This is a genomic window from Alicyclobacillus acidiphilus NBRC 100859 (genome assembly GCF_001544355.1).
GTDB lineage: Bacteria > Bacillota > Bacilli > Alicyclobacillales > Alicyclobacillaceae > Alicyclobacillus > Alicyclobacillus acidiphilus.
On sequence record NZ_BCQI01000033.1, the window covers coordinates 1 to 16,938 of the forward strand.

A 16,938-nucleotide genomic window follows, 5' to 3' on the forward strand; every position below is an offset into this window, starting at 1 on the left:
CTATTCTCACTTTCGCCCCCTTCGCTGGCGCCGCCCAGGTGTCCCCGCCTCATGCCGCCCAGGTGTCTCGTCCCACGCCGCCCAGGTGTCTCCGCCCCATGCCGCCCAGGTGTCCCCGCCCCGCGCCACTTCACGCCCCTCGAGAATTCAACGTTCTCCATACCATTTCCATCTTTTCTTGGCCGAGTCGAGGTATTGTACAGAGTGTATGATCTCAAGCGCTGTTTGCAGAAAGAGAGGAACTCGAAAGTATGCACGATCCGTCACGCGGTCAATCGACCCAAACATTGCGGCGTATGGCAATGAAGGTTCCAGAAATCACGCTGTATTTCTGGGTTGTCAAGCTATTGACAACCGCTATGGGGGAGGCGACTTCGGACTGGCTGGTCACTCATATCGATCCGGTTGTCGCCGTCGTGTTGGGTGCTGTCGGATTTGTCGTCAGCATGGTTCTGCAATTCCGCGTTCGACGCTACATTGCCGCAGTCTACTGGCTTGTCGTGGTCATGGTCAGTATCTTTGGCACAATGGTGGCGGATGCTATCCATATCGTCCTGCACGTACCGTACTATATTTCGACGTCGGTTTTTGCGATCGCGCTCATTCTGGTGTTGGTCTATTGGCATAAGTCGGAACGCACGCTGTCGATTCACAGCATCTATACGACGAAGAGAGAGACGTTCTACTGGGCGACCGTTCTGGCAACCTTTGCCCTTGGTACGGCGGCCGGCGACATGACGGCGGTGACTTTGCATCTTGGGTATCTATCGTCTGGCATCGCATTCAGCATTTTGTTCGTGCTGCCGGGCATCTTGTATTGGGTGTTTGGATTGAATGAGATATTCGCGTTTTGGTTCGCGTACATCATGACTCGGCCAGTTGGCGCTTCGTTTGCCGACTGGTTCGGCGTGGCCCGTCACGACGGAGGGATGGGTTTTGGGCGTGGCCCCGTTGCGCTCGTCTTGACGATCGCCATTGTCGCGCTCGTTGCTTTTCTGGCCATCACGAAAAGGGATGTCCAGGAAGCGCGCAAAAGTGCGCTCCGGCGCACGAACCCGTCCTAAGCCCGCGAACCCGCCGTGATCGCGGCCCAGCCACCAACGATCAGTGCAAAATCGTCTTGCCAATCGGCTCGATGAAACTGCGGAGCAGCCACATGGGGCTGGTCAGGCTCCAACTGAGCACGAGGTTGGTGCCGACAAAGGCCACCAGCAGCATGGTGCAGAGATAAACCGTCCACTCCTTTTTGGACTTGAGTGGCGCGAGATATCGCGTTTGGAACCAGCCGACTGCAACCAGCCCCAAAATCAGAAGCAACACGTTAATCATCTGTATCACCTTCCAACGAGTCTGTTGTATTGCCTTGGCTGGATCGAATGCCGTGCTGCGGTTTGCCGTACAGCGGCGGTCCAGACTTGCCGCCTTCGATGATCTGTACGCGCGAATCGATGATGTAGTGGATGTGCGGCAGCGTCTGCCGCCACATCGGTTTGAGTTTCGGCCACAGGTACGGGTGCTGATGGTAGACGAGCTGACCGATTCCTGTCGGATCCGCGTTCATGTCCCGGTTGACCTGTTCCAGGCATTTCAACATGATGGACTCCACGTATTTGTTCAATCCGATTTGAAAGCGTTGAACCGTCTTCGGGTTATCCGCGTCGAGCCCTGTTTCGTTCTCCGTCAACATGGCTGTCCCGAGCAACACGTACTTCACCGTGACGTCGTTTCCATGAACATAGGTGTAGGCGCGCCGCCTGGCTTGCGTCAGTTCGACGCTGATCGTGCCATGCATATTGGGCACAGGGCAGGTCAGGGTGGTCCTGCGCAAGCGTTGGTTCAACCATTGGAGCGCGACAGTCTCCGGTCCTTGGACGTAGCCAATCAATTTGAGGTCGCGGAAAATCCCGGTACTGGAGAAGCGGAATATGTCGCTGTCTTCGTCCGACGTTCGCTCACTCTCTTCTTGTGGAATGAGTTCCACGGCGCTCGCCGATTGATCGATGCCTTCTCCGGCGGCTTCAATCAGGAAATCCATCAACGTTTTGTTCGATCCCGTCAGTTGCCGCTCCAATTTCCGCACAGCTTCTCCGGACAGGCTTTCGAGCGGATACGTGCTCTGCAGCAGCGGCGCCGCGTCACTGTGCTTGGCGACCAGGATGGTCGTGCGGAGGCGGTTGGGAGGGTTGCGGCCGAAGTGATCGAGCACGTCTTCCATCCCGTTCTCCGCCATTCGTTCGCCAATCAACAGAATTCGCAAGTGCGGGAGATACATTTCACGCGGAAGCTTCTGTTGGATGTGCCAATCCGCTTCACTGACGGTTCGGCCCGTCGCGCTGACGAGAAAGAAGCTTTTGCCGCTTTCGCCCTTGCCGCTCCCGCTTTGCGATCCGCCGACCTGGGAGGGCAGCGCGACTTGTACGGTTACGCGAACATGGTTGTCGTCGGTCAGATCGACGCCCTTTGCCATCACCAACGCCAATTCGTTCACTTCCCGCCGATCCCAGCACCCGCCAAGCGGCAGTGTCGCGATCACGATACAGAGAATCCGCAAGGCTCTACGCATGGACGGGCCTCTTCACGGCCGACTTGAACTTGTCGACAAGGAGCAAGCACGTCGGCAGGATGTTCTGAACCAGGGCGCCTTCGAACGGGAACGTGTAGAGCAGAAAGTTCCGCAGTTGTGCGATATTCGGGAAGAACCACATGGCGCACAGTAATGTCAAAAGCGTGACAGGGATGACCACCAGTCGATGGTCTTCCAGATCGCATAAGTAAACCACGCAAATGGACAGGACGTACAGGCAGACGGCGGTCTTGATGATCATGCCGTACATCCAGATGGAGATAATCAGGGGATCGATCCGCTCGAAAAAGTCTCCCAGGCTGATATATCGCGCTGTGATGTAATACGAATAGATAAATTTTTCAATCAGAGGTCCAGCGACCATGGTGCTCTGCAACGCGACGAGCGTCACAAAGGCCCCGAGTCCAACCAACAGCCACAGGATGGACCTGCGGACTTTGTGGACGTCTTTGATATGCGGCAGCAGAAAGCCCATCAACAGAAATTCGCCGTACCATCCGGATGGCACGATGGACGCTTGAAAGATGGTCTCCAGCCAGTGTGGGCCGAGGATGGGGCGAATGAACGATGGATGCATATTGGGCAGCAAGAAGACAAAGACAAACAGCGAGAAGCCAATGAGTATCGGAATGAGCGTTTCCGCGCAGCGCGCTAACACTTCAATGCCAGCCCACGTCGCGATGGCGCACGCGAACAGAAACAGCCCGAGCACGACGTGTTTCGGCGTTCTGGGCAATGCGAACATCGAGATGAACGTCATCGCCTCGGCGCTGACTTTTGTCGTATAAATCAGGGCTTGGCACATGAAAACGACGCCCAGCAGCTTGCCCAGCCATGGCCCGAGAATGTCCGAGCTGTACTGCACAAGGTTGCGGCCAGGATGGCGTTTGGCGAGTTCAATCATCACAAGAATGGACCAAACGCCTGTCAGCGTCGCGGGCATGGTGGCCAACCACGCCCGCTGATGGGCGAATTTCGCCGATAGATCTGTCACCGGAAGAACCTCGGTGGCGAGAATGATGGGTAGCAGCAACATCATCAGTTGCCAAGTGGAGATCGTTTGTTTCTTCGAAGTCACGTCGCACCTTGCCTCCTTCTCGACAAACGTTTCCTAGGCGGGCCGTTGCCGCGGTTCGGGCCCGGGCTTTGGCCGGATGGGATTCTGAGCGAGTTCTCGCCGGTCGTGCCATCTTGCCGCCTTTGCATCGCCCAGCGCGGAACGCGGACGAACACGTCTTTCAGGCTGCTGAACTGGGTTGGACCAACCGGCGTGAAGTAAGGCACGCCGAACGATCGCAACGCCACGAGATGGACAATGATGATGAATAGGCCAATCGCCATCCCGTAAATGCCGAATAATCCCGCAAGCAGCAACATGGGAAAGCGCAGGAGGCGGATCGAGACCCCCACGTTGTAGCGAGGAAACGTGAACGACGCGATGCCTGTGATGGAGACGACAATCACCATCGGCGCCGAGATGATCCCCGCCTCCACGGCTGCCTGCCCAATCACCAACGCCCCAACGATGCTCATCGCTTGCCCAATTTGCTTTGGCATCCGCACGCCAGCTTCGCGCAACGCCTCGAATATCAACTCCATGATCAACGCCTCAATGACTGCCGGAAACGGTGTCGCTTCGCGCGCCGCCGCGATACTCAGCAAGAGCGATGTCGGAATCATCTCCTGCTGGAATGTGGTCATGGAAACGTACAGCGACGGGAACAATAGGCTGATCATCATGAAGCTGATTCGCAGGATCCGCAAAAAGCTGGCCATGTACGTACGCTGGTAGTAGTCCTCGTTGGCGTTGAGTGCGCCCCAAAAGATGGCGGGCGCAAGCAGTACAAACGGTGTCCCATCCGTAAAGATGGCGACCTTTCCTTCCAGCAGGTTCGCGCAGACGATATCCGGGCGCTCCGTGTTTTGAAGCTGCGGAAACGGCGATCTCGGCTGGTCCTCGATAAATTCCTCGAGGAACGCGGATTCAATCACCGCGTCGATTTGGATGCGCTGGAGTCGGGACTTGACCTCTTCCACGACCGTTTTCTGCGCAATGCCCTCAATGTACGCCACACAGACATCCGTCTTGGTCAAGTCGCCGATGGTCATGTGGATCATTTTCAGCCGTGGACTGCGAATACGTCTGCGAATCATCGCCGTGTTGGTTCGCAGCGTCTCGATGAACCCTTCCCGCGGCCCGCGAATGACCGGCTCGGACGGCGGCTCTTCGATGCCGCGGCGTTCCCACCCCGGCAGGGCGGCCGCCAAGGCTGCCCGATCACCGTCCACCAGGATCACGGCAGCCCCTCGCAGCACCGAGTCGACGATTTGCGATATCTCTGTGAGCACGTCCGTCTGCGCGATGGGAAGCGTATGTTCACTGAGAAAATCGCGTATCCACAAAGCCGGCGTCAGGTCTTTCGTCGGCAGTTGCCGCAACAGCAGTGGTTCGAGAACGTTCTCGTCGAGCTGCTTGGAGTCCACCAAGCCGTCGACGTACACGACCAGCATGTGTATCGCTCGTCCGTTGCTGTCCGTACAGGTGATGGACCGGAGGACGACGTCCGAACAGTTTTCAAATTCGCGCCGAAGCTCGGCTTCGTTGACCGCCAGGTCCGTCGATAGAAACACGGTTTCCACGCTTTGCGGTTCGACGATGGGATGTTCGATCTCGACGATCGGCGCCTTCGGTATCAGGCTCTTTGGCTTTCGTATCTTCCGCATAGCTCCTCCAGTAAACCAGATCCATGTTGTTATGTTTTCCGCCTGTTCCAAATTCATGTAAGATATCCCGCCTAGTCCGTTCGGACCATCGACGAACAGTCCGTATTGACCGCTGAAAATAGGTCCTTTGTGTCTCATGGCCGATTTGGAATCCCGGTACCCTAGGGAAAGCCGGTATTCACGCAACCGCTGTGTCAACGCGCACAAAGTGCAGTGCAACGGGAAAGGTAGGCGTTTGGGAATGAAACAGGGAGTCTGGCGGCGATGGTCGGCCATCTCAATCGTTGCCACAGGGGCAATCGTCCTCACGAGTGGATGTGGATCGAAGTACTTCGTGCTGCATCCGGCCGGCCCGGTCGGAGAAAAGGAACTTCACGTCATTTTGTGGTCCGCGGTTTTGACGCTGCTCGTCATTGTTCCGGTTTTGATGTTGTTGGCGTGGATCGTCTGGCGTTATCGGGACAGGCCGAACAACAAGGCCAAGTACACGCCGGAATGGTCGGAGAGCAGACTGCTCGAGATCGTCTGGTGGGGCATTCCTATCGTCATTATTGGCATTCTTGGCGTTTACACAGGCAAAGTGACGTTTGCGCTGACGCAGCCACCTGAGAAAGACGCGAAGCCGCTCACGGTGTACGTCACATCGCTGGACTGGAAGTGGTTGTTTCAATACCCGGGACAGAAGATTGCGACGGTCAATTATCTCAACATCCCGACTGGCGTTCCTATCAATTTCGAGCTGACGTCGGACGCGCCGATGAACTCGTTTTGGGTCCCGAGCCTTGGCGGACAGGAATACACCATGCCCGGCATGGCAACGAGGCTCTGGCTGGAGGCCGACAAGCCTGGAACCTATTACGGGCACGGCGCGAACTTCACGGGTTCTGGATTCGCCGACATGTCGTTTCACGTCAAGGCCGAATCGCCAGCGCAGTTTAACGCGTGGGTCAAGTCCGTTCGGGCGAGTGCGCACCCGCTCACCACAGCAGGGTACAAGCAGTTGCGCAAACCAAGCACGGTCGGCGATCTCACGTTCTCGTCATTCCCGCCGAACTTGTTCAACAACACGGTGTGGGCGGAAGGCGGCCGCTATATGCAGAACTCGATGCCCAGCATGTCGAGCACCGTCTCCACGCTCGGAAAGAACCGCGGTTTAACCAATCATTCCAATTGATTGTTCTCTTGCAGAGGGGCAGAAAGGAGTTTATCCATGTCCGAGGCATTGAAGCACTTCGCGGATACGTACCTGATGTGGAACGAAGGGTACCTCATCTGGATCTCTGACATTTTAATCGTGTTGGCCAGCATCGGCATTGTCGCCGCCTTGACGTATTTCAAGAAATGGAAATGGCTTTGGCGGAACTGGCTGACCACCGTGGATCACAAGAAAATTGGCATCATGTATCTCCTTGCGGCGTTGCTCATGTTCTTCCGCGGCGGCGTTGACGCGCTGCTTCTGCGTACGCAATTGGCGCAACCGGGAGAGCATTTTTTGAGTGCCGAACACTACGATCAAATCTTCACGACACACGGAACCATCATGATTCTGTTCATGGCGATGCCGTTTCTATTCGCGCTCTTCAATATTGTCGTACCGTTGCAAATCGGCGCACGCGACGTCGCGTTTCCGTACCTGAACGCGATTAGTTTCTGGCTGTTCTTCTTTGGCGCGATGATCTTCAATCTATCGTTTGTCTTTGGCGGCTCGCCGGACGCAGGGTGGACGAGCTACCCGCCGCTGACGGAACTCGGGTTCGATTCCGGTCCAGGCGAAAACTACTACCTGATTGGCGTCCAGATTTCCGGTATCGGCAGTATGGCGACAGGTATCAACTTCATCGCAACCATTCTCAAGCTGCGCGCGCCTGGCATGAAACTGATGAGAATGCCGCTCTTCACATGGTCCACTTTGGCAAGCTGCATCGTGATCATCTTCGCGTTCCCAGCGCTCGCTATCGCCTTGGCCTTGTTGACGCTGGATCGAATCATTGGAACCGACTTCTTCACGATGTACCACGGCGGAGATCCGATGATGTTCATCAACCTCTTCTGGGTTTGGGGGCATCCGGAGGTGTACATCGTCGTCTTGCCAGCGTTTGGCGTCTACTCGGAAGTGGTCGCCACGTTCACGCGCAAACGCATCTTCGGCTACTCGTCCATGGTCGCTTCACTGATGCTCATCGCGGTCATCAGCTATTTCGTTTGGGCCCACCACTTCTTCACGATGGGCGCGGGTGCGGACGTGAACACATTCTTCGCGGTCGCTTCGATGATGGTCGGTATTCCGACAGGCGTCAAAGTATTCAACTGGTTGTTCACCATGTTTCGCGGCCGCATTCGAACGACGCTGCCCATGCTGTGGACTCTGGGCTTTATCCCGAACTTCGCCATCGGCGGCGCAACCGGGATCATGCTGGCTGCGGCACCCGGCGACTACCAGTACCACAACAGTTATTTCTTGATTGCCCACTTTCACCAGATGCTGATTGGCGGCGTCGTCAACGGTATGCTCGCCGGCATGTATTACTGGTGGCCGAAGATGTTCGGATTCACGCTGAACGAACGACTCGGCAAATGGGCATTCTGGATTTTCAACATCGGCTTCTACATCTGCTTCATGCCGCAGTACGCGCTTGGATTCGAGGGCATGCAGCGCCGGATGTACACGTATCCCACCGATATGGGCTGGGGATCGCTCAACTTCGTTTCGACTATCGGCGCGTATCTGATGGGGATTGGCTTTCTGTTCATCGTCTGGCAGGTGCTGTACAGCCTTCGCCACATGGAGAAGGATACGACGGGAGATCCCTGGGATGCCAGAACGCTTGAGTGGTCCCTGCCGTCTCCTGCGCCGCACTACAACTTCGCTGTCATCCCGACCATCTCGGATCGCGACGTCTGGTGGGAGGCCAAGGAACACCATCATACGAGCGACCTGCTGCCCAAGGTGGATCAGATTGAGGACGTTCATATGCCCAAAAATTCGGCACGGCCGTTCCTGCTCGGGTTATCGTTCTTCGTCGCAGGGTTCGGCGTCATCTTCAACTGGTACGTTCTCGCGTTCGTCGGTCTCGCCGGAATCGCCGCATGCCTCATCGCGCGAGCGCTCGAGGACGAGGAAGAGTATGTCTTGCCTGCTGAAGAAATCGTTGCGACCGAGCAAAGCCTAGGGAGGGTTTAACATGTCGATCACGCCGGCATCCGCATCGCACCACGGCCGCTCGCACGGTCCACTGGAGTATCGGGATCCGCATCAGGCCGTGAAGATCACGGGATTTTGGATCTTCCTCGCGACAGACATGCTGCTGTTCGGCTGCCTGTTTGCGACATACTTGGTTCTGCGCACACATACGGATGGCGGTCCAACCGCCGCCCATCTGTTTGACGTGCCTGGGTTCACCGCGGAAACGTTTGCGCTCTTGACCAGTTCTTTCACGGGCGGACTTGCGACCCTCGCCATGCGCAACGGGAACCGCAAGTGGGTCATGATTTGGATGGTTCTCACGATGCTGCTGGGTCTCACATTCATCGGGTTGGAAGTGCAGGAATTTGTCGCCGACGTCGGCCAAGGTGCGACAGCGCACCGCAGCGCGTTCCTCTCGGCGTTCTACACGCTGGTTGGCACGCACGGCACGCACGTGAGCATCGGCCTCATTTGGATGTTGTTGACGCTGATTCAGATTGCGCGCCGCGGTCTTACGGCGAAAACCGCCAGGAAGCTGTTTGTCGTCAATCTCTACTGGCACTTTCTCGACGTGGTCTGGGTGTTCATCTTCACGATTGTGTATCTCTCAGGGGTGGTGATGTAGTATGTCCGGAATGAATGGAACCGTCCAATCGCGATCCGAACGACACAGCCCGAAACTCTATATCATCGGCTACGCCGCATCGCTCGTGCTGACCGCGATCTCGTTTGTCCTTGCCCTGACGCACAGCATGCACGTCGGTCCGCTGGTCGTGCTGTTGACCGTGCTCGCCGGATTGCAAATTATCGTCCAACTCTTTTTCTTCATGCACGTCACCGAGAGTGAAGGACCGCCGTACCACGTCGTTCTGCTCACATTGGGACTCATCTTCACGTTTGCGGTCGCGCTGATGTCCGTCTGGATCATGGCGTTTGGCACGAATGTCAGCTACTAGCCGCCGTTTTGCCCATGGTTTTACCGATTGTTTTGCGGGCTGTCCTGTCCATTGACGTGATGCAAATCGAAGCTGCGGAGCATTGTCACAAAGGAGGCGAGAACATGAGTGTGGCAGAGAGAACTGCCGTTTCACCATCGGCGCGCGCTGTCCGTCTCGCGCGCGTCCGTGAGATCGCGAGCGCGTACGTGGCGTTGACGAAGCCGCGCATCATGCTGTTTCTGTTGTTTACCGCCTATAGCGCGATGATTGTCGCCCATCGGGGCCTTCCGGATATTCAATCCACCATCGTTTGTCTCATTGGTCTTGCGCTGTCGTCAGGTGGGAGTGCTGCGGTGAATATGTGGTATGATCGGGACATCGATGCAGTGATGTCCCGAACGGCTGAACGGCCGCTCCCGAGCGGACTGGTCAAACCGTGGCACGCGCTTGCGCTCGGTCTCACGCTCGGCGTGCTGTCCGTACTCGTGTTCTGGGTGTTCGACGATCCGTTGGCCGCCGTGTTCTCGGCCGTTGGTTATGTGTACTACGCCGTCGTCTACACGATGTGGCTGAAGCGCAGGACGCCGCAGAACATCGTGATTGGCGGAGGTGCCGGGGCGTTCCCGCCGCTTGTCGGTTGGGCCGCCGCGACGGGCCATCAAAGCGCCGCCGCGTGGGTGATGTTCGCCGTCATTTTTCTGTGGACGCCGCCGCATTTCTGGGCGTTGGCGTTGTACAAGAACAAAGATTACGTCCGGGCTGGCATCCCCATGATGCCTGTCGTCCGCGGAGCGGTTGTCACGAAAGTGCAAATGTTCGTATACGCCATGCTGCTGTTGGCCGCGAGTGTCTTGTTGGCTCCGTCTGTGCGCCACCCCATTGTGTTTGTGGCATCAGCGCTCGTGTTTGGATTCGTATTTCTGTCATCCACCTGGCGCTTGCTGCGCACGTCGGCTGTGGACGCGGAAGCAAAGCAGGCAAAACGCACATTTTTGCAATCGCTCATGTATCTTCCCGCCGTGTTTGGAGCGGCTGTATTATGTACACTGCTCTGAACAGATGGCCTTTGGTGTGGCTTTTTGAGGAGAAGGGAGTCTGTTATGGAAGGCGCAACCGAGGAATCCATTCGAGTCATGGTTGTCGATGATCACGAGTTGTTTCGCAACGGCGTGTGCGGTCTGCTCGCTCGCACGCCTGGGATCACGGTGGTGGCGGAAGCCGAGAACGGAGAGATCGCGTACCGACAATGCGGCATCCATCGTCCCGAGATCGTTCTGATGGATATCAATATGCCGGTGATGGACGGACTTGAAGCAACGCAGAACATCAAGCGGCAATGGCCGGAGATCAAAATCCTCATCCTCACCGTATCCGACACGGAAGAGATGTTGTTTCAGGCGGTGAAGTCTGGAGCGTCGGGCTATGTGCTGAAGAACGCTGAACCGACCGTCGTGATCGATGCGCTGAAGCGCGTTCACGCAGGAGAACCGGTGATTCCGGGCAATTTGGCGATGCAAATCATCACCGAATTGTCGCGCCCGGCGGCCGCGCCTCAGCATCGGGAGCAAGCCGGAGCACATTCGCTGACAGCGCGAGAAATTGAAGTGTTGCAGCAATTGAGCACGGGGGCGACCAATCGCGACATCGCCCAAGCGCTGTATATCAGTGAGAATACCGTCCGCAACCATGTTCGAAACATCCTCGACAAGCTGCATTTGAGCAACCGTGTCGAAGCGGCGACATACGCGTTGCGAGAAGGACTGGTCGCCGACCGCAAAGAGGACCCTTCGGATCTCTGATGTCACGCAGACTGAGTTGCTTGTGTTACGATGGCGAGAAGAGATTTCACGGAAAACCATCTCGACTCAGGAGCGAATCGGGGGATTGGTCATTTGCTACGACAGCATTTGCAAGTATTGACTTCGTTCATCAAAGACACGGAAGGACTGGATACGGTCGCGAAAGCCTTGCGCGAATTGACCGAGATCAACTATGCCTTGGACGAGGCGTTGATCATCGCCATCACGGACGTGCGAGGGACCATTACGTTCGCCAACCAACGGTTCTGCGAGATTTCCAAGTACAGCCGGAGTGAACTCATCGGTCAAAATCATCGTATCATCAATTCAGGGTACCATCCGCCAAGCTACTTCCGGGAGATGTGGCGGACGATTGCAAACGGAAAAATATGGCGAGGCGAACTCAAAAATCGTGCCAAGGACGGCACATTCTACTGGATGGACACCGTGATTGTCCCGTCCTTGAATGAAAAAGGAAAACCATATCAATACGTCTCATTTCGAAACGAAATCACGAGCAGAAAATTGGCGGAGGAACGTCTCGACACCCTCATTGCGACGATGCCCGACATCGTCATTTTCAAAGACGGGGAAGGCCGGTGGTTGAAGGCGAATAACGCCGCCATCGACTTCTTCGGGCTGTCCGACGGATGTTATCAAGGATTGACCAACGATGATTTGCTTGCCCTGCCTGACGTTCGTGGCAAGGCCCTGCTTCGGTTCGGCGGATCCGACGAGGAAGCTTGGGCGCAAGGCACGCGCATGCGCTGGGAGACGGACGCCCTGCTGGAAAACGGCGAGACGAGAACGTACGAGGTCACGAAAGTGCCCGTGTTTCACAATGACGGAAAACGAAGCGGTCTGATCGTGATCGATCAAGACATTACGGAGCGCAAACAGACGGAGCGCTTCCTGCGCCGGGCAGACACCATCTCCGCAGTGGGGGAAATGGCGTCCGGGATCGCGCACGAAGTTCGCAATCCGCTCGCTGCCATCAAGTGGTCGCTGAACGTCTTTGCCATGGACCATCCGGAACATGCGGAGGAATTTCAGGCGATGCTTGGGGAGCTGGATCGCGTCGATGGCATCCTCAGCGAACTGCTGATGCTCGCGAAGCCCCAGGAGATGAGGTTTGACTCGGTCAGACTCGAAGGTGTGCTGAACGTCGTCGCGACGCTGATGCGCAATCAGGCGAAGCGTCACGGCGTCGAGCTGGTGGTTTCGGTCCCGGACGATCTCCCGATGGTTCGCTGTGAACCGAATCAAATCAAGCAGGTGTTCATCAACTTGATTAAGAACGGGATCGAAGCGATGCCGAACGGTGGACAAGTGGCGGTTCGAGTGCGCGTTGTGGATCACGACCACCTCGAAATCACGGTCAAAGACCAAGGTGTCGGGATTCCGGCTGAGCTTTTGCCGCGGCTTGGCGAGCCGTTTCTAACCACCAAGGACGCCGGCACAGGGCTCGGGCTGATGATGTGTCACAAGATTATCAAGGACCACCATGGTCAGATGGACATTCGCAGTGTCGAGCACGAGGGCACGGAAGTGACGGTTCTTCTTCCGACCGTGGCCAATCCCGTCGTCGAACCGCCAAAGCCATGACAGGCCGAATCGCCGCCGATCCGAGAGGCTATTGCACCCGGTATGCGATCCCGTCGTCTTCGTCGACGTAATCCACGTAGAAGTCACGCCCGTCGAAATACCAAGTATCGTCCTCCTGAACGAAAAACAGCGTTCCAGCCACTTCATCTTGCAACGCGACTCGCTGCGGTGGTTCAACCGACAGGCCGATGGAGAAGCCAGGTTGAATATTCGATTGACCGCCGTAGCGAACCGTGAACCGAACCGCGTTTCCCTCTGGAACATCGAGCACCGATGTGAGCCACGCGGCTGCACGCGGATCCACATGCATCTTCATACCTATCTCTCCTCGCGTCTTAACCTCGTCGTGAGCCGATGTCAAACTGCTTTCCTGCTTTCGACTTCTTTCCTCTGTATTATGACGACAAAATCTACGCCTTGCACGTCTCGTTCGGATCATCGTCTATAGCTCGAATGGACTAGTGAACGGACTAGTCCGGAGAAGTGAGCCAGCGCGGAATTCACTAGTCCACACGGGTCGGCGAAGAATGACACTTTCGTGTCTGCTCGGGCTGGAGCGAATCCGAGATAATGAGGCCATGAACAGGAGCACAAGGTTTCAGACGCTCCGAGGAGGCGATGTACCATGGTAAAACTGTTGCGTGAGAATGTGTACGCACGGTGCATTTTGACAGCGTTGCGGATATGGATTGGTGTTGAGTGGGTTCGGGCTTCTCTTGAGAAAATTGGTTCTCCTGCGTGGACCGGGGCGCAGGCGGGCACGGGTGTCGACGGCTTTTTGAAAGGCGCCATCGCGCAAAGCACTGGGCCTCACGCGACAGTTCAAGCCTGGTACGCCACATTCGTCAAAGATTTCGCGTTGCCGCATGCCAAGTTGTTTTCCTACACCGTCAGCTTTGGCGAGTTGCTCGTCGGTATCGCGCTCGTGTTGGGCTGCCTGACCACGTTCGCCGCCCTGATGGGGATTGTCATGAATATGGCCTATCTCCTCGCCGGCACCAGCAGTACCAACCCGAACATGATTGTATGGCAGATGATTTTACTCATCGCTGGGTTTAACGCAGCGTACTTCGGACTCGACTACTTCATCATTCCTTGGCTGCGCAAATTCGTACGGCGGGTGGAAGGCAGCTTTCAGCGCAAAACGCATATGCCCCACAAACTCTCAGCGTAGACGCGAGCACAGGTGCGCCTGTCGCACAAAGCCGGGATCGACGATAGCAGTTGATGGCAGTTGTTGATAGGGATGGCAAGCGAACACGATTCATTCGGAGAGAAGGTCAAAGTGATGAACACCATTTTATTGGCAACGGATGGTTCAGATGGGGCTCGGCGCGCAGGACAGATGGCTCGTCAATTGTTGGGCGCGTTTCCGGAATCGAAATTGGTGGCGTTGCACGTTCAGCAGCCGGTTTACGCCACGGCCGGACTTGGCATGGGTTTTGTCAGCGAATTGCTGGATGACGGGGGCAAGGTGGACGAAACGATTAAGAACTACGTCGAGACGGAGTTCAGCGAGTACGCGGATCGGGTGACATTCCAGGTGATTCCCGGAACGCCCGTTACGACCATTTGCGATGCGGCGAGGGCGCTTCACGCGGATTTGATTGTCGTCGGCAGCCATGGATATGGCGTGGTGGATCGGCTCCTGCTAGGCAGTGTCAGCAGCGGCGTCGTTCACGCGGCACACGTTCCGGTACTCGTTGTGAAGTAGGGCCAAATCGAGATGGGGGATGAGCGTATGGGGATACGATTGCACGGTTCCAATATCCGCGTGACGGAGGCGCTTCGGACCTTCGCGACGGAGAACGTCAGGCAGCATTTGCAGGGAGGTGGCGTCCAGTGAAAACCATTGCTGTCTTGACGAGCGGCGGCGACGCGCCTGGCATGAACGCTGCGATTCGCGCCGTCGTCCGCACGGCGTCGGCGAACGACTGCACCGTCTTCGGCGTTCGTCACGGGTACCAGGGACTGCTCGACGACGATTTGGTGAAGCTGACGCCGGAGTCGGTCGCCGACATGATCCAGCGCGGGGGAACCATCCTCCAAACGGCGCGCTGCGAGGCGTTCAAGACGCCGGAAGGTCTGCAGCGCGGCGTCGAGGTGTTGCGAGCGCGCCACATTGAGGGCCTTGTGGTCGTGGGCGGAGATGGATCGTTTCGCGGCGCCTACTCGTTGGCCCAGCATGGGATGCAAACGGTGGGTATTCCCGGCACCATCGATAATGACATTCACGGCACGGATGAGACCATCGGTTTCGACACAGCCTTGAATACGGCTGTGGAGGCCATCGACAGGATTCGGGACACGGCGAGCTCCCATGATCGGACATATGTCGTCGAGGTCATGGGCCATCGATCCGGGGCCATCGCGCTGGCTGTCGGCATGGCCGCTGGCGCCACGTCCGTACTGGTCCCGGAAGAAGATTTGGATTTGCAGTATGTGTTGCGTCAATTGGTCAAAGGGGCTGCCCGAGGCAAGAAGCACCCCATCGTCGTCGTCGCCGAAGGCGCCGTGAGCGGCGCCGAGGTTGGAGAATTCCTCAAGCAGCATATCGCGTCGGAAGTCCGTGTTACCGTCCTTGGCCATATTCAACGCGGCGGCGCTCCATCGGCGCGGGATCGAATCCTTGGAGGATTGTTCGGCGCGGAAGCGGTGCGGCTGTTGCTCGATGGCGTGACCAACCACATGGTCGGGATGCGCTGCGGCAGAGTCGCCGCGACGAGCTTCGACGATGTGTTCTACCAGGACAGTCAACTGGATCTGAACTATCATCGCCTGATCGACACACTGGCTGTCTAACGGCGAATCCTATACAGCAAGACGGGAGAGAAGACGATGGCTGCAACGGCGAAACCGACCAGAATCGTGATCATTGGCGCAGGGGCGGTCGGCACGACAACGGCGAACACGGCGATACGGAAGTGCCTGTTTGGAGTACCGCGAATGTGGTTGGATTGCCTGTCGATCTCGCCGCGGAGACGCGCGATCGCATCGCTCGCCAGACGCGTGACGCGGCGTATGAAGTGATTCAGCTCAAAGGGTACACCAGCTACGCCATCGCACTGGCGCTTGATCGCATATGCTCAGCCATTCTGTACGATGAACGCGCGATACTCAACGTATCAACGCTGCTCGAAAACCACCACGGGGTTGCAGACGTCTACATGGGCGTACCATGCGTCGTGGGTGCCGGCGGGATCGAGCGAGTGGTCGAAGTACCTCTATCAAACCACGAACTGCGCCAGTTTCAAGAGTCCGCGAAAGAACTTCGCGTCCGCATCGAAACGGCGGTTACCACGCTTACGCGGGAGGAATCACGATGAACATGCTCATGGTGGTCAACGATGTGAACGACATCGATCAATTTTCAAATCTCAAACGATACTTCGACATCGTCGAAGACTTACGATTGACGGTACTCTATATCTCCGACATTCATGAAGGACTCTGCATCCAAGAAGGGCCCAACCCGCGCTACATTTTGCCGGACGCGGAACTGCAGTATACGGAAGCCCTGGAGGAGCATGTGACGCACGAATTTTTGCACTGGCTGGACAGGGTGCAATTTCGGCACGAAGTTGGCGAACCTATCGACGTGATCCGGCGCGTGATGCAAGACGAGCGAATCGATGTCATGGCGGTTTGCCGCAAAGACTATGATGAACATGCTTTATCGAGTCTCGAGGTTCCGCATGTAATGTTCGAAAGCGACGATCCACCGCTTCCGCTCGCAAACTGAAGGTGTGGCGGCCGGAAAACGTCATCGTCCGTCAAAGTGGCCATCCCAAGCGCAGCGATCGCCTGACAGGGACGGCCTTTTTGTGCGGTTCGAGTGAGATTCACCTGTACAACCTCGTGATTCTCTTGACAGAAGTGGTATACAGTTCCACAATTAGTATGATTGTGTTGCAAGGCAGTACGGGTAAACGAATCGACCGTGGCGACAGAGGCGAATAAGGGGGCGACAGCCGCTTATTTGTGTCGAATCTTCCGATTCGCGCCGAATAAGGGGGCGACAGCCGCTTACGTGGTTGAAATCGCCCATTCCGGGCGCAACGGAGGCAAATAAGCGTCTTTGGGCCGCCTATTTGCTTTCCATCC

General features: G+C 56.7%; 18 protein-coding genes. 13 read left to right on the plus strand and 5 right to left on the minus strand.

From position 1 onward, the window contains the following. The first annotated feature begins 302 nt into the window (after positions 1-302). Positions 303-1,064 carry a COG4705 family protein gene (locus AAC01S_RS11905; protein ID WP_245630202.1) on the plus strand — a complete coding sequence of 254 codons (762 nt, stop codon included), beginning with the start codon at positions 303-305 and terminating at the stop codon, positions 1,062-1,064. 40 nt (positions 1,065-1,104) lie between these two features. On the opposite strand, the gene AAC01S_RS11910 is transcribed toward AAC01S_RS11905, so the two are convergent. The 4 genes from AAC01S_RS11910 to AAC01S_RS11925 are packed head-to-tail and all read right to left on the minus strand — an operon-like array spanning position 1,105 to position 5,308. Continuing rightward, positions 1,105-1,329 carry a hypothetical protein gene (locus AAC01S_RS11910; protein WP_067622498.1) on the minus strand — a complete coding sequence of 75 codons (225 nt, stop codon included), beginning with the start codon at positions 1,327-1,329 and terminating at the stop codon, positions 1,105-1,107. Beyond that, on the minus strand, positions 1,322-2,563 hold the full coding sequence (locus tag AAC01S_RS11915; protein ID WP_067622501.1) for a Ger(x)C family spore germination protein: 1,242 nt from the start codon (positions 2,561-2,563) through the stop codon (positions 1,322-1,324). Before AAC01S_RS11915 ends, AAC01S_RS11910 begins: the two co-directional genes overlap by 8 nt. After that, positions 2,556-3,662, minus strand: a complete 1,107-nt coding sequence (locus AAC01S_RS11920) for a GerAB/ArcD/ProY family transporter (protein ID WP_067622504.1) — start codon at positions 3,660-3,662, stop codon at positions 2,556-2,558. Before AAC01S_RS11920 ends, AAC01S_RS11915 begins: the two co-directional genes overlap by 8 nt. Next, positions 3,659-5,308, minus strand: coding sequence for a spore germination protein (locus AAC01S_RS11925; RefSeq protein ID WP_067622506.1), 1,650 nt, complete (start codon positions 5,306-5,308; stop codon positions 3,659-3,661). The genes AAC01S_RS11920 and AAC01S_RS11925 overlap by 4 nt, the downstream gene beginning before the upstream one ends. Positions 5,309-5,549: 241 nt before the next feature. Between AAC01S_RS11925 and AAC01S_RS11930 the strand changes: the two genes are divergently transcribed. The 7 genes from AAC01S_RS11930 (at position 5,550) to AAC01S_RS11960 (ending at position 12,834) form a co-directional block, all read left to right on the plus strand. Beyond that, complete coding sequence (locus AAC01S_RS11930) at positions 5,550-6,482, plus strand: ubiquinol oxidase subunit II (protein ID WP_067622509.1); 933 nt, start codon at positions 5,550-5,552, stop codon at positions 6,480-6,482. Between the two features lie 36 nt (positions 6,483-6,518). Continuing rightward, on the plus strand, positions 6,519-8,489 hold the full coding sequence (locus AAC01S_RS11935) for a cbb3-type cytochrome c oxidase subunit I (protein WP_067622511.1): 1,971 nt from the start codon (positions 6,519-6,521) through the stop codon (positions 8,487-8,489). 1 nt (position 8,490) lies between these two features. Next, positions 8,491-9,117, plus strand: a complete 627-nt coding sequence (locus AAC01S_RS11940) for a cytochrome (ubi)quinol oxidase subunit III (RefSeq protein WP_083511743.1) — start codon at positions 8,491-8,493, stop codon at positions 9,115-9,117. Between the two features lies 1 nt (position 9,118). Next, positions 9,119-9,448: a cytochrome o ubiquinol oxidase subunit IV gene (locus AAC01S_RS11945; RefSeq protein ID WP_245630203.1), complete on the plus strand. Its 330-nt coding sequence runs from the start codon at positions 9,119-9,121 to the stop codon at positions 9,446-9,448. Positions 9,449-9,552: 104 nt separating this feature from the next. Next, positions 9,553-10,485, plus strand: a complete 933-nt coding sequence (locus AAC01S_RS11950; protein WP_083511744.1) for a heme o synthase — start codon at positions 9,553-9,555, stop codon at positions 10,483-10,485. A 45-nt stretch (positions 10,486-10,530) separates the two neighbouring features. Further along, positions 10,531-11,229: a response regulator gene (locus AAC01S_RS11955; RefSeq protein ID WP_067622514.1), complete on the plus strand. Its 699-nt coding sequence runs from the start codon at positions 10,531-10,533 to the stop codon at positions 11,227-11,229. 93 nt (positions 11,230-11,322) lie between these two features. After that, positions 11,323-12,834 carry a PAS domain-containing sensor histidine kinase gene (locus tag AAC01S_RS11960; RefSeq protein WP_169794040.1) on the plus strand — a complete coding sequence of 504 codons (1,512 nt, stop codon included), beginning with the start codon at positions 11,323-11,325 and terminating at the stop codon, positions 12,832-12,834. 28 nt (positions 12,835-12,862) lie between these two features. On the opposite strand, the gene AAC01S_RS11965 is transcribed toward AAC01S_RS11960, so the two are convergent. Further along, complete coding sequence (locus tag AAC01S_RS11965) at positions 12,863-13,150, minus strand: HesB/YadR/YfhF family protein (RefSeq protein WP_067622520.1); 288 nt, start codon at positions 13,148-13,150, stop codon at positions 12,863-12,865. A gap of 309 nt (positions 13,151-13,459) precedes the next feature. Between AAC01S_RS11965 and AAC01S_RS11970 the strand changes: the two genes are divergently transcribed. The 5 genes from AAC01S_RS11970 to AAC01S_RS11990 all read left to right on the plus strand — a co-directional run bounded on the left by AAC01S_RS11970 (position 13,460) and on the right by AAC01S_RS11990 (position 16,576). Next, complete coding sequence (locus tag AAC01S_RS11970; RefSeq protein ID WP_067622524.1) at positions 13,460-14,008, plus strand: DoxX family membrane protein; 549 nt, start codon at positions 13,460-13,462, stop codon at positions 14,006-14,008. A 114-nt stretch (positions 14,009-14,122) separates the two neighbouring features. After that, positions 14,123-14,548, plus strand: a complete 426-nt coding sequence (locus AAC01S_RS11975) for a universal stress protein (protein WP_067622527.1) — start codon at positions 14,123-14,125, stop codon at positions 14,546-14,548. A gap of 128 nt (positions 14,549-14,676) precedes the next feature. After that, entirely contained in the window at positions 14,677-15,636 is a 960-nt protein-coding gene (pfkA, locus tag AAC01S_RS11980) for a 6-phosphofructokinase (protein WP_067622530.1), read from the plus strand. 11 nt (positions 15,637-15,647) lie between these two features. After that, positions 15,648-16,160 (plus strand): Rossmann-fold NAD(P)-binding domain-containing protein, encoded by a 513-nt coding sequence (locus tag AAC01S_RS19955; RefSeq protein ID WP_281178129.1) that lies wholly within the window; start codon positions 15,648-15,650, stop codon positions 16,158-16,160. After that, positions 16,157-16,576, plus strand: a complete 420-nt coding sequence (locus AAC01S_RS11990) for a hypothetical protein (protein WP_067622533.1) — start codon at positions 16,157-16,159, stop codon at positions 16,574-16,576. Before AAC01S_RS19955 ends, AAC01S_RS11990 begins: the two co-directional genes overlap by 4 nt. The last annotated feature ends 362 nt before the right edge of the window (positions 16,577-16,938 follow it).